This window comes from Curtobacterium sp. YR515 (assembly GCF_900113095.1).
GTDB lineage: Bacteria > Actinomycetota > Actinomycetes > Actinomycetales > Microbacteriaceae > Curtobacterium.
In genome coordinates this window covers 479738-492596 of the sequence record NZ_FOOD01000001.1, presented here as the reverse complement: position 1 = coordinate 492596, position 12859 = coordinate 479738, and the positions used below count along the sequence as shown (strand labels likewise).

Sequence of the window (12859 nt, the reverse complement as noted above, 5' to 3'; positions counted from 1 at the left end):
GGTGGGAGATCGTCGACCAGACTTCCCGACACGCCACGTACAGCATACCGGCCGACCCTCGGCGGCGTCCACGGTGTGCTGCGTGGCACGATGACCGCATGACCGCCGTCTCGGACCTCGTCACCGTCGTCGACCGCCTGCTCGACCCCGCCGGAGGGTGCGTCTGGAACCGCGCCCAGACCCACGCCTCGCTGGCGCGGTACGCGGTCGAGGAGTCGTACGAGCTGGTCGACGCGATCGACTCCGGGGACGACGACGAACTCCGCGAGGAGCTCGGCGACGTGCTCTACCAGGTGGTCCTCCATGCGGGACTCGCGGAGTCGTTCGACCTCGAGGACGTGGCCGCCGGCGCCCGGGACAAGATGGTGCGCCGGCACCCGCACGTGTTCGGGGACGAGCGGGCGGACACCGTGGAGGACGTCGTGCGCGTCTGGCGGGCGGCCAAGGCTGCGGAGAAGTCGTCGCGGCGGAGCGTCTTCGACGGGGTCCCTCGGGCGATGCCGCCGATGGAGCGGGCCGTGAAGCTGCTGGAACGCCTGGAGGAACGGGGGGACTCCGACGCGGTCGTCGCCTCCGTCGTCGCGGCGGCGGGCGCGGGGGCGCGGTCGGGAGGCGCGGGTGGCGTCCCGGACGCCGGTGCTGCGGGTGCGGGGGCGCGATCGAGGGCCGGGGGTGCGGTTCCGGACGCGGGTGCGGTTCCGGACACGGGTCCTGGTCGGGAGGTGCGGGTGGAAGGCGCCGGTGGTGCCGTCGTGGATGCCGGGTGGGGGACCTCCGTGCTCGCGATGATCGCGGAGGCGCGTGGCACCGGGATCGACCCGATCGCGAGTCTGCGTGCTGCGGTCGCGGAGCTGGAGTCGGCCGGCCGCGTCGGAGAGTGAGGCCACCCGCCGCACCCGAGCGGTGCGGGTGCGCGGAGTGCGGTGCGGGTGCGGGGCGCTGGGGGCGCGGGCGAGGGGAGTGCGGGCGTCCTCCCAACCCGAAAAAAGGAGGACGCCCGCGAGTGGGCCGACGGCACCACCAGGGATGCGGTGCCGATGGAGCAGCCCACTCGAACCGCGGGGCACACTGCAGCACGTTGCCCACGCGATCGGTTCGTCGGATGGATCAGGCACCCGTCGAACCGAGGTTCTGGATGAAGAATATCAGCCGGTCGGAACGTGTGCAAGCCGGGGAGGCCGATCTGCCAGAATCGATCCATGGCTCCGACCGTGACGGCTCCCCGTGGCATGCGTGACTTCCTCCCGGCAGACAAGGCCCGGCGCGAGCACGTCCTGGGCGTGATCCGCGACGTGTACGCGCGCCACGGGTTCGACGAGATCGAGACCCCGGTCGTCGAGGACGCCGCCCGCCTGCACTCGGGCCTCGGCGGCGACAACGAGAAGCTCGCGTTCGCGGTCATGAAGCGCGGGCTCTCCACCGAGGACCTGCAGCACGCCGGTGCGCCGCTCGACCTCGCCGACCTCGGGCTGCGGTTCGACCTCACCGTGCCCCTCGCGCGCTTCTACGCCACGCACCGGGCCGAGTTGCCGTCGGTGTTCCGGTCGGTGCAGATCGCCCCGGTCTGGCGTGCCGAACGTCCGCAGAAGGGGCGCTACCGGCAGTTCGTGCAGTGCGACATCGACATCCTCGGTGAGCCCGGGCAGCTCGCCGAGATCGAACTCATCCGGGCGACGACCGCTGCCCTCGACGCGCTCGGGGTCCAGGGCACCACGATCCGGATCAACGACCGCCGGATCCTCCTGGCGCTCCTCGGGTCGTGGGGGATCACCGACCCGACCGCGGCCGACCGTGCGCTCATCACGATCGACAAGCTCGACAAGATCGGGCCGGACGGCGTGGCGGCAGAGCTCCGCGAGACCGTCGGCGTCGAGCTCCCCGGGCTCGAGGACACGATCCGCACGCTCGAGACCGCCGACTGGGACGCCGTCGGGGGAGCCACGTGGCTCGACGCCGACGCGTTCGAGGACCTGCAGCGGCTCCGCTCGGCGCTCCCGGGCGTCGACCTGCGCTTCGACCCGACGCTCGTCCGTGGCATGGGCTACTACACGGGCACGATCTTCGAGGTCGCGCATCCCGACTTCGGCTACAGCCTCGGCGGTGGTGGGCGCTACGACGGCATGATCGGCCGGTTCCTCGGTCAGGACGTGCCCGCGGTCGGGTTCTCGCTCGGGTTCGAGCGGCTCGTCGACCTCGTCACGCTCCCGGAGTCCGCCGAGTCCGACGCCGTCGTGCTCGTGTACGACAAGGACGTCGACCCGGTCCGGCTCGCGGCGCTCAAGGCCGAAGCGCTCGAGGGGCACCGTCGTGTCCGGCTCGAGCGACGCACGAAGAACATGAAGAACCTGCTCGCGGTACTCGTCGCGCAGGGCTTCGACGCGTTCGCCTCCGTGGGTGCCGACACGCAGTCGCTCGAGGGTGTGGAGTTCCGCCCGCTGGCGTGAGTTCTCCACAGTCGCCCGTCATGCACGCCTCGTGTTCACCCGCGCCTCGCTAGGATCGACTCCGCAATCACCACAACCGAACGTGTAGGGAGTACCCCGTGGCCCAGATCGACGCCGTAGGCGCACGCGAAGTCCTCGATTCCCGAGGCAACCCGACGGTCGAGGTCGAGGTCCTGCTCGACGACGGGGTCGTCTCGCGCGCACTCGTCCCGTCCGGCGCCTCCACCGGTGCGTTCGAGGCGTACGAGCTCCGTGACGGAGACGCTTCCCGCTACGGCGGCAAGGGCGTCCTCAAGGCCGTCGACGCGGTCCTCGACGAGATCGGTCCGGCGCTCGAGGGCTTCGACGCCACCGACCAGCGCCTCGTCGACGCCGCGCTCATCGAGCTCGACGGCACCGAGAACAAGTCGCGCCTCGGTGCGAACGCGATCCTCGGCGCCTCGCTCGCCGTCGCACGCGCGGCCGCCGACTCGGCCGACCTGCCGCTGTTCCGCTACCTCGGCGGCCCGAACGCGCACACGCTGCCCGTCCCGCTCATGAACGTCGTCAACGGTGGCGCGCACGCCGACACCAACGTCGACATCCAGGAGTTCTTCCTCGTGCCCTACGGCGCCGAGTCCTTCTCCGAGGCGCTCCGCTGGGGCGTCGAGACCTACCACGCGCTCAAGGGCGAGCTGAAGAAGCAGGGCCTCGCGACCGGCCTGGGCGACGAGGGCGGTTTCGCCCCGGAGCTCGCGTCCAACCGCGCCGCGCTGGACTTCCTGCTCGCCGCGATCGAGAAGGCCGGTTTCACGCCGGGCAAGGACATCGCGCTCGGCCTCGACGTCGCCTCCACCGAGTTCTTCCACGACGGCAAGTACGCGTTCGAGGGCAAGCAGCTCTCCGGCGAGGAGTTCACGGCCTACTTCGCCGAGCTCGTCCGCGACTACCCGCTCGCCACGATCGAGGACCCGCTGGCCGAGGACGACTGGGCCGGCTGGTCGCACCTGACCGCCGAGCTCGGCGACAAGGTGCAGATCGTCGGTGACGACCTGTTCGTCACGAACCCGACGCGCCTGCAGCGGGGCATCGACGAGAAGGCCGCGAACTCGATCCTCGTCAAGGTGAACCAGATCGGCACCCTGACCGAGACCCTCGACGCCGTCTCCCTCGCGCAGCGCCACGGCATGACGGCGATCCTGTCGCACCGCTCCGGCGAGACCGAGGACACCACGATCGCGGACATCGCGGTCGCGGTCGACGGTGGTCAGATCAAGACCGGCGCCCCGGCCCGCTCGGACCGTGTCGCGAAGTACAACCAGTTGCTCCGCATCGAGGAAGAGCTCGGCGACGCCGCGGTCTACGCGGGCCGCTCGGCCTTCCCGCGCTCGGCTTCCCTGTAACCCAGCGCCTCTGCGAGACGCCGTCCTCCCTCGGGAGGGCGGCGTCTCGTCGTTCGGGCGCCGAGGTCGCACGGCATGCCGAGCGCCGACCGTCGAGGTCGCACGAACTGCCGTCTCAGCCGGACGCGGGCGACCGATCGTGCGACCTCAGCGGATCGCCCGCGGCGTGTTGCGCGACCGCGTGCCGGGCGCTGGCAGCGTTCCGGGGGTGCGCCGCGCCTCCTGGATCGCCCGCTGAGAGGGCGCCGAACGGCCGCGTGCCGACCGCCAGCAGGCCCGCCGGCGGGTTATCGTCGGACCGTGCCCAGCCAGAAGCCCCGTGTCCGCCGCGTCCCCGTGGCGCTGCCCGAGGGTGGCTCGTCCGAGCAGCCGTGGTACCGCTCGATCCGGTTCTCCGGGTTCAGCCTGCTCATGCTGGCCATCATCGTGCTGTTCGTCGTCGTGCTCGCACCGTCACTCCGGACCCTGATCCAGCAGCAGGAGCAGATCGCCCAGCAGCAGCGCGAGGTCGCGAGCCAGAAGGCCGACGTCGCCCAGAAGAAGAAGGACGTCGCGCGCTGGGACGACCCCGCGTACATCGAGGCGCAGGCTCGGGACCGACTGCTCTACGTGTACCCGGGCGAGGAAAGTTACCTCGTGATGGGCAGCGAGAACCGGAAGGCCGAGTCGACGCCGACGACCGATTCCGGCACGCCCGTGAGTTCGACCGTGCAGACGCCGAAGGTCGACTGGGTGCAGGCGATGCTGTCGTCGGTGCTGACCTCGGGGCTCACCGACGAGACCACGCAGCAGCTGGTCGCACCGGACGTCTCCGGCACCGGCGACACGAAGTAGGACGACGCGCGGGACTCCGGTAGGCTCACGTACCCGTGACGACCCCTCCCTTCGACCCGCCCTCCGAACGCGACATCCAGGTCGTCTCGGCGCAGCTCGGCCGACCGGCGCGTGACGTCATCGGGATCGCTGCTCGCTGCGTCTGTGGCAACCCCACCGTCGTGTCCACGAAGCCCCGGCTGTCGAACGGCACCCCGTTCCCGACGCTGTACTACCTGTGCCATCCCGCGGCCACCGCTGCGGTCAGCACCCTCGAGGCCAACCAGGTCATGCCCGAGCTGGCAGCCCTGCTCGAGGACCCGACCGTCGCCGAGCAGTACCGCGCGGCGCACGAGTCCTACCTCGCCGATCGCGAGTCGATCGAGCACGTCGACGAGATCGACGGCATCACCGCGGGTGGCATGCCCACCCGCGTGAAGTGCCTGCACGCCCTCGTCGGCCACGCCCTCGCCGCCGGACCCGGCGTCAACCCCATCGGCGACCTCGCGCTCGAGCGCACGAGCTGGTCGCCCGCCCGGTGTGAGTGCCGGGCGTATGATGAGGGAGCAGACGCCGGAGTCGGGGCGGGTGGCGGCGAATTCTGACCAGCCTCCCGGCAACCACCCCACTCCAAGGAGATCATCCACCGTGCCCAAGATCCTCGTCGTCGGCGGCGGTTACGCCGGCTTCTACACCGCCTGGAAGCTCGAGAAGCACCTTCGTCAGGGCGAAGCCGAGGTCGTCATGGTCGACCCGCTGCCGTACATGACGTACCAGCCGTTCCTCCCCGAGGTCGCCGCCGGTTCCATCGAGCCGCGTCACGCCGTCGTCTCCCACCGCCGTCACCTCAAGAAGACGCGCGTCGTCACCGCCAAGGTCACGAAGGTCGACCACGCCAGCAAGACGGCGACGATCACCCCGGCCGAGGGCGAGGCGTGGGAGGAGTCCTACGACCAGATCGTCATGACCGCGGGTGCGGTCTCGCGTACCTTCCCGATCCCGGGCGTCGCCGACGAGGCGATCGGTCTGAAGACGATCGAAGAGGCCGCGGCGATCCGCGACAAGATCCTCACGAACTTCCACAAGGCAGCGACCCTGCCGGCCGGCCCGGAGCGTGACCGCCTGCTGACCGTCGTCGTCGTCGGTGGTGGCTTCGCCGGCATCGAGGTGTTCGCCGAGCTCCGTTCGTTCGTCTCCGACCTGCTCAAGAGCTACCCCGAGCTGTCGTTCGACGACACGCACTTCCACCTCGTCGAGGCGATGGGCCGCATCATGCCCGAGGTGTCGCTCGAGACGTCGCACTGGGTGCTCAAGAACCTCGCGCAGCGCGGCGCCACGGTGCACCTCGAGACGCAGCTGGCCTCGGCGGTCGGCGGCGTCTGCGAGCTCAAGACCAACGACGGCGCGATCGAGAAGATCGAGTCCGACCTCATCATCTGGACCGCCGGCGTCATGGCGAACCCGATGGTCAAGGGCACGGGCCTCCCGCTCGAGCAGCGTGGCCGCATCCGCGTGCAGCCCGACCTGCGCGTGGTCGACGACAACGGCGTGATCGCCGACGCGTGGGCCTGTGGTGACGTCGCGGCCGTGCCGGACCTCACCGGTGGTGGCGTCGGCGGGTTCTGCGTGCCGAACGCCCAGCACGCCGTCCGCCAGGCGAAGCAGCTCGCGAAGAACCTCGTCGCGACGATCCGCGGCGAGGCGACGACCGACTACAAGCACGAGAACCTCGGTGCCGTCGCCGGCCTCGGTCTCGGCATCGGTGTCTTCCAGTCCGGCAAGTTCGCCATGAAGGGCTTCCTGGCCTGGGGTGCCCACCGCGGCTACCACGGCCTGGCGATGCCGTCGTGGGAGCGCAAGTGGCGCGTCATCGGCGACTGGGTCGGTGGCTTCTTCCTCGGCCGCGACATCGCGTCGCTCGACGACCGCGAGACCCCGCGCGCCGCGTTCGAGGCGTTCGCGTCCCGTCCGAAGCCCGCAGCCGAGGCCCCCGCGGCACCGGTCGAGGCGTCGAAGCCGACCACCGCTCCGGAAGAGGGCAAGCCCGCCGGTGCGGCCGGTCCCGCCTACGGCGAGCCGGCGAAGGACGTCTCGAACGACGCCGAGCCGGTGAAGGCCGAGGCGGACGCCAAGTAGCGGCACGCTCCAGACGAGGCGGTCACCCCACGGGGTGGCCGCCTCGTCTTCGTCGGTAGGCTGTTGCGGCCCGCCCCCGTGGCCCAATCGGTAGAGGCATGCGACTTAAAATCGCCGAGTTGTGGGTTCGAGTCCCACCGGGGGTACGACGAGCGGGAACCGACACCCGACTTACAATCGCCGAGTTGTGGGTTCGAGTCCCACCGGGGGTTCCGAGGCGACGGACGAAAGCCCGCCCCCGCTACCATTCTCGGGTGGTCGGATTCGGAAGCGCGCTCGCGAACCTGCGGAACGCCCTCGGCCGACCCGAGGCCCACGTCGAGGTGGTCGACGGCGAGACCGTCCCCACCGGCATGCTGCTCGGCACGCTGGGCGCCCTCCTCCTCGACGCCGGCAGCTCGGTGACCGACGTCCGTTCGGCGCTCGAGAAGGCCCGCGACGCCGCCGGGGTCGGGCCGACGCTCGCCGTCGGGGTCCTCCCCGCCCTCGTCATGGTGAGCGAGGTCGCCACCGGCGCCGCCACCATCGTCAACGCCGAGGGCGTCGAGCTCTCGAGCCGCCAGGCCGCTCGGGCGAACCGGCTCGTCCTCGGCCTCGAGAGCGGCTCGATCGCCCTCGCCGAGATCCCCGCACGGGTCCGAGCGATCCGCGCCGGGACCGTCCCACCGCCGGCACTGCCGTGGATCCTCGGCAACGCCCTGACCTCGGCCGGACTCGCGGTGGTGTTCCGCTGCCCGTGGTGGGCGATCCTCGTGGCGCTGGCCGTCGGAGCCCTCGTCGGCGTGATCGGGCTCGTGCTCCGTCGCTTCCGCGAGGCCGTGGCGATCATCCCGTTCCTCGCGGCCTTCGTGTCCACGACCATCGTCGGGCTCGTCGCCGCCGGCACCGGGTTCGACCACGTCCCGCTCTTCGCCGTGTGCGCCCCCGTGGCCGTGTTCGTGCCGGGAGCCCTCATCACCAACGCCCTGCTCGAGCTCACCGCGGCCGACATCGTGACCGGGTCGTCGCGGCTCGTGCAGGGGCTCATCATGCTCGGGTTCATGGCTGCGGGCATCGCATCGGGGAGCGCGCTGACCGGGCTGCACGTCGACCCGTCCTCGGCGGCACTCGTCGGCGAGGTCGCCGGCGTCGGCACGGACCGCGGCGGGTGGGAGGCCGTGCCGTCCTACTGGGTGTCGTGGGTCGCGGTGGTCGGGCTGGCCGTCGGCCTCGGCCTGGTCTTCCGGTCGGGGTGGCGGCTCACGCTCGTGTCCGTCGCGGTCATGGTCACGGCCTACGCGCTGGTGAGTGGGACGACCCCGCTGTGGGGGAGCGTCGTCGCCACCGGTGCGACCGCCGCGCTGCTGTTCGTCGCGACGCGGCTGCTGGAGCGACTGGTGCCGGCGATCCCGGCGACGGTCTCGTTCTTCCCGGCGTTCCTGCTGCTCGTGCCGGGGACGGTCGGGCTCGTCGCGGTCGCCACGTTCGACCCGGAGGCGCTGGCGAACCCGCTCGCGACGTTCGTCAGTCTCTGCATCGGCACGAAGATCGGCGGCCTGCTGCCGGGGCTGTTCGCACGGAACGCACCGCACCGCGGGGCCGACGCGACCCAGTAGACGCGCGCAGCGCGGAGAGCGCGGCAGTCGCCGTGGACGCGACCCACTGCGGGACGGGAGGCGCGGTGCCGGCCCGCACCGCGCCTCCAGGCCGTCACGGCGCGAGCAGGAGCCCCGCAGCCTGGTCGTCCACAGCCGTCTCCTTCGCGAGGTAGTGCACCTTCTTGCCCGTGGCGTTGTACGGCAGCTCGGTGACGAATCGGTAGAGCCGCGGCCGCTTGTAGCGGGCGAGGCCGGGGTGCGACGCGGTCCACTCCTCGAGGGCGGCGGCGGCTTCGACGTCGTCCTCCGGCAGCCGCCCGGGCGCGCGGACGACGTACGCCGTCACGACCTCGCCCCAGCGCTCGTCGGGGACGCCGACCACGATCGCGTCGGCGACGCCCGGGTGCTCCTGCAGTGCGGCCTCGACCTGCACGGGGTGGACGTTCTCGCCGCCGGAGATGATCATGTCGTCCTTGCGCCCGACGATCGTCACGCGCTCGTGCTCGTCCCACGTGGCGAGGTCGCCCGGGTAGAACCAGCCGTTCGCGAACTTCTCGGCCTCGAGCCCGGGGTTGCGGTACGAGTAGCCGGACTTCACGGTGCGGACCGCGAACTCGCCGATCTCCGAACCGTCCTTCGGCACGGTGTCGCTCGGGTCGGCGAGGCGGTCCTCGTAGACGCGGACCACGGCGACGTCGTCGTCGGTCGAGGCCCGGCCGGTCGACCCGGCACCGTCGGGGAAGTCCTCGGGACGGAGGAAGGTGTTCCAGAAGGTCTCGGTCGTGCCGTAGCCGTTGAAGATGCGGGGCGACAGGAGCTCCTGGTACCGGAGCGCCGCGGCCCGGTCCAGCGGTGCGCCCATCGTCACGATGCCGTTGAGGGAGGACAGGTCGCGGGGCCGCTGCTCCTGGGCGTTCGCGAGCTGCACGAGGTTCGGCGGGGCGCCGATGAGGAACGTCAGCTGCTCGGACTCGACCAGGTCGAGCACACGGTCGGCGTCGAAGTGCCGGAGCGTGGTGAGTTCGGCGCCGACGTAGAACACCGGGTTCGGGCCGCCGGAGTAGAGACCGCCGCGGTGGAAGAGCGGCGACATGTTGAGGGTCTTGTCGAACGGGCTCAGCGGGAAGTGCATGATCACGTCGTGGGCGCTGAGGACCTCGACGAGGCTCGGCAGCGGCACGGGCTTCGGCCGTCCGGTCGTGCCGCTCGTGTACAGGCGCGTCGTCTCGTCGTAGGTGCTGCGGGGCTCGGACGCGGCGAGCTCGTCGGCGGTGACGGGGTCGCTGGTGAGGAGCGCGGCGAAGTCGACGTCGCCGGGTCGGGTTCCGTCGCCGACCACGACGACGTGCTCGGGCGTGTGGTCGGAGCTGGCGAGCGCGGCCGTGATGTCGGTCGAGCGGGCGGCGTCGTGGACGAGGACCACGGGGGCGGAGTCCTCGATGATGAACGCGACCTCGTCCGACGCGAGTCGGAAGTTGGTGGGGGAGAACACCGCGCCGATGCGGTGGGCCGCCAGGTACAGGATCGCGAACTCGGGGGAGTTGAACAGCTCGACCATGACCACGGAGCCGCGACCGACCCCGTGGCGCACGAGCCACCCGGCGACGCGGTCGACGTCGGCGCCGAGCTCGGCGTACGTCCACGAGCGGTCGGTGTCGGGATCGCGGAGCGCCGGTCGGCCGGCGAAGCGGTGGGTGTTCCGGGCGAAGCCGTTGGCGTACGTGTAGCTGTGCTCGAAGACGTCGCGGAAGCGGGTCGGGTCGTAGTCGGATCGGGTCTCGGTCATCGTCGCTCCCAGCAGCGGTCGTGGTGCTGCACGCACCGTCCGTGGTACGGCGCGCTCCGTTCGTGATGTCGCGCGCACCGCTCGTCAGCGTATCCGTGCAGCGAGCCTCGGCGGCAGCCCGATCCGAGCCCTGACGGTGCCACGTTCAGGCGCGCTGGTCGACCCGGGCCGCCCGCTGCCAGCACCAGACGGCGACGGCTCCGGCGGTGCAGACCGCGGCGACGACCACCAGCGCGACGGGGGAGACGTGCGTCCCGGCCGACCCGGAGTACACGGCGGCGGCCAACGCGACGGCGACCGCGGCGATGGCGGCGTACCGACCACGGGACCGCGCGAGCAGGGACTGCCCGGCGGACCCGGCCACCGGCAGCAGCGTCACGACGACGGCGCCGAGGCCGCCGACGCACAGGGTGATCGCGAACTCGGACACGAACGACACCCAGAAGCCGGACCCCGGCGTGACGGAGTGCAGGACCCAGCCGGCCGCCGCCACGACGAGCAGCGAGATCGACCGCCAGGTGGCGCTGCGGGCGCCGGAAGCGATCGAGGAGCCGAGCCGGAGCGCCCGGGTGTCGAGGTCCGGTCGGCCGATCGGCACGAGGACGGCACCGACGATCACAGCAGGTGAGAGGTCGAACGTCCGGGTGACGCCGCACGCCACGAGGGCGGCGAGCACCAGCCAGGGGGAGACCCGGAACCCGATGGTGCTGCGATCGGTGCCGGCTGCCCAGCGGGTGGCGAGGACGATCGTCGTCGTGAGGACGGCCGCGCCGAGCAGGACCGCGATCGCCAGACGGACGTAGCGGGCCTCGAGGGAGATGCCCACGCCGAGGAGCGTGCACAGCCCGACGACCAGCACCGCGACGGTGATCGAGGCCCAGGTCGGGAGCACGTCCTCGCCGCGGCGTCGCTCGTCACGGGGGCGGTTGCGACCGAGGAGCCCGGCGAACGGCGAACGGATCCGGCCCCGGGCGACGCCGGCGACGAGTGCGAGCGGCCCCGCGATGAGCACGAGGAACCCGGCGGCGACGGCCGTGGCGACGAGGACGGTGCGCCACGAGAACGCCGCCTGGATGGTCGGCACGGTGGTGTCGTACGCGGTGGAGGCGGTCCAGTCGCCCGCCGGGCCGGACCAATCCAGCCCGCGGCCGTGCCCGCCCGTGGTGGTGCCGGACCCGCTGTCGCTGCCGGCGCCTCCATCGGAACCGGAACCCGGACCGGAGCCCGGACGGGAGCCCGGACCGGAGTCCGAACCGGTGCCGGGGCCGGAGGAGCCACCGGTCGCGGTGCCGTGGCCGTTCGGGCGCGTCGTCGTGCCGGTGCTGCCCGTCCCGGTACCAGGGGTCCCGGACGGCGAGCCGCTGCCGGTGGACCCGTCACCCGGCGTGCCCGGCGCCGCCGACGCACGGGAGACGACGACCCGGACGGCCGTCGAGGTCGGCGAGAAGTTGCCGGCGGCGTCGTGCTGCGTCGCCGTCACCGCCCGGGTACCGGCGCCCAGCGTCGAACCCGCCGTGGTGCAGGACCACCGGCCGGAGGCAGGCACCTCGGTCCGGCACACGGGGGCACGGTCCACGTACACGGTGAGCACGGCGCCCGCCTCGCCCGTTCCGCTGACGGTCAGGGGCTGGACGCGCACGCGGTCGCCGGAGCCGGGCGCGGTGATGCGCGGTGCCGTCGGCGCGGTCCGGTCGAGCGTCACGGTCACCGGGGTCGACGCGGCGCTCCGCAGGTCGGACCGGTATCCGTCGGCCGTGCTCGCGGTCTGCGTGGCGGTGACGGAGAGCCGTGCGTCGCCGCCCGGGGTGCCGCCGCGGAGGGACACCGTCCACCGACCGTCGGCACCGACCGTGGCGGTCCGGTCCGTCGACGACCCGGACACCGAGAGCGTGACGGTCGACCCTGCGTGCCCGGTGCCGGTCACCGGACCGTTCGTGGGCCGTGCGGTGGTGACGACCGGCGGGACGATGACGTCGGACGCCGGGGTGCGCGCCGAGCCGAGCCCGGGGAAGCTCTGGTCCGCCACGGTGAAGACCTGCTGAGGTCCGCTCCGGACGGTCGCGAGGCAGGACCAGGCACCGTCGTCGTGGACGGTCGCGGTGCAGCCGGTCGACCCGGTCGACGCCGGACCGGTGACCCGCAGGTCGTGCCCGGGGGTGCCCCTGCCGCTGAAGCGCACGGTCCCGCTGGTGATGTCGCCGGGGTCGTCGATCGACGGGCGCACCGGGGGCCGGCTCGGCGACGTGGTCGGGGGCGCCGGGGTCAGGTGGTCCTGGGGCGCTGGCGTGGGGGTGGGTGTCGTGCCCGGATCGGGGTCCGCAGCGGCAGCAGCGGTGGACGTCACGGCTGCGGACGTCACGGCGGTGGCCGGGGCCACGGCGAGGGCGAGCAGGCCCACGACCAGGGCGGCCCCCGCGGCGACGGCCAGCGTGATCCGGGTTCGGCGAACGGGGCCGTCGCCCCCGACAGCCCGGTCGTCCACGTTCTCCCCGCGCGCGTTCATCCGAGTCCATCCCACGTGATCGAGCCGCTCGGGTCAATACGTCGATCGGATGATGTCCGTGGACCGAGCGACACGCCGAGCAGCCCGAGCGCGCGGTGTGTGCGACTCGGGAATCGCCCGTGAACCGGGGCCGTGGACGAGAGGGCACCCCGCTGGTCGATACAATCGTCCTCGGCCGTGACGCAGGCCCGACGGCCCCGTCACACCGCGATCCCGAC

General features: G+C 72.2%; 9 protein-coding genes and 1 tRNA gene. 8 read left to right on the top strand and 2 right to left on the bottom strand.

The window, feature by feature from the left end:
* Positions 1 to 98: 98 nt before the first annotated feature.
* The 8 genes from BM028_RS18135 (at position 99) to BM028_RS02285 (ending at position 8370) form a co-directional block, all read left to right on the top strand.
* Positions 99 to 881: a MazG family protein gene (locus tag BM028_RS18135; protein WP_139219726.1), complete on the top strand. Its 783-nt coding sequence runs from the start codon at positions 99 to 101 to the stop codon at positions 879 to 881.
* 318 nt (positions 882 to 1199) lie between these two features.
* Complete coding sequence (gene hisS / locus BM028_RS02315; RefSeq protein ID WP_092384304.1) at positions 1200 to 2444, top strand: histidine--tRNA ligase; 1245 nt, start codon at positions 1200 to 1202, stop codon at positions 2442 to 2444.
* Positions 2445 to 2542: 98 nt separating this feature from the next.
* Positions 2543 to 3826: a phosphopyruvate hydratase gene (eno, locus tag BM028_RS02310; RefSeq protein WP_071294716.1), complete on the top strand. Its 1284-nt coding sequence runs from the start codon at positions 2543 to 2545 to the stop codon at positions 3824 to 3826.
* Between the two features lie 300 nt (positions 3827 to 4126).
* Positions 4127 to 4660 (top strand): FtsB family cell division protein, encoded by a 534-nt coding sequence (locus BM028_RS02305; RefSeq protein ID WP_070416773.1) that lies wholly within the window; start codon positions 4127 to 4129, stop codon positions 4658 to 4660.
* A gap of 35 nt (positions 4661 to 4695) precedes the next feature.
* Positions 4696 to 5244: a DUF501 domain-containing protein gene (locus BM028_RS02300; RefSeq protein WP_071294715.1), complete on the top strand. Its 549-nt coding sequence runs from the start codon at positions 4696 to 4698 to the stop codon at positions 5242 to 5244.
* 43 nt (positions 5245 to 5287) lie between these two features.
* Positions 5288 to 6775 (top strand): NAD(P)/FAD-dependent oxidoreductase, encoded by a 1488-nt coding sequence (locus tag BM028_RS02295; RefSeq protein WP_092384302.1) that lies wholly within the window; start codon positions 5288 to 5290, stop codon positions 6773 to 6775.
* 72 nt (positions 6776 to 6847) lie between these two features.
* Positions 6848 to 6921: transfer RNA gene (locus BM028_RS02290), tRNA-Leu, on the top strand.
* Between the two features lie 108 nt (positions 6922 to 7029).
* A complete protein-coding gene (locus BM028_RS02285; protein WP_092384300.1) occupies positions 7030 to 8370 on the top strand; it encodes a threonine/serine exporter family protein in 1341 nt (446 codons plus the stop codon).
* Positions 8371 to 8464: 94 nt separating this feature from the next.
* On the opposite strand, the gene BM028_RS02280 is transcribed toward BM028_RS02285, so the two are convergent.
* A complete protein-coding gene (locus BM028_RS02280; RefSeq protein ID WP_092384298.1) occupies positions 8465 to 10138 on the bottom strand; it encodes a class I adenylate-forming enzyme family protein in 1674 nt (557 codons plus the stop codon).
* A 145-nt stretch (positions 10139 to 10283) separates the two neighbouring features.
* The gene (locus BM028_RS02275; RefSeq protein ID WP_092384296.1) at positions 10284 to 12641 is read right to left on the bottom strand and encodes an Ig-like domain-containing protein; all 2358 of its coding nucleotides are present in this window, start codon (positions 12639 to 12641) and stop codon (positions 10284 to 10286) included.
* Between the last annotated feature and the right edge of the window lie 218 nt (positions 12642 to 12859).

What these genes read in the sequence shown, in the direction of transcription:
- BM028_RS18135 (WP_139219726.1), top strand. Translation starts at nt 99, where the DNA reads ATGACCGCCGTCTCGGACCTCGTCACCGTCGTCGACCGCCTGCTCGAC.
- hisS (WP_092384304.1), top strand. Translation starts at nt 1,200, where the DNA reads ATGGCTCCGACCGTGACGGCTCCCCGTGGCATGCGTGACTTCCTCCCG.
- BM028_RS02280 (WP_092384298.1), bottom strand. Translation starts at nt 10,138, where the DNA reads ATGACCGAGACCCGATCCGACTACGACCCGACCCGCTTCCGCGACGTC.
- BM028_RS02275 (WP_092384296.1), bottom strand. Translation starts at nt 12,641, where the DNA reads ATGAACGCGCGCGGGGAGAACGTGGACGACCGGGCTGTCGGGGGCGAC.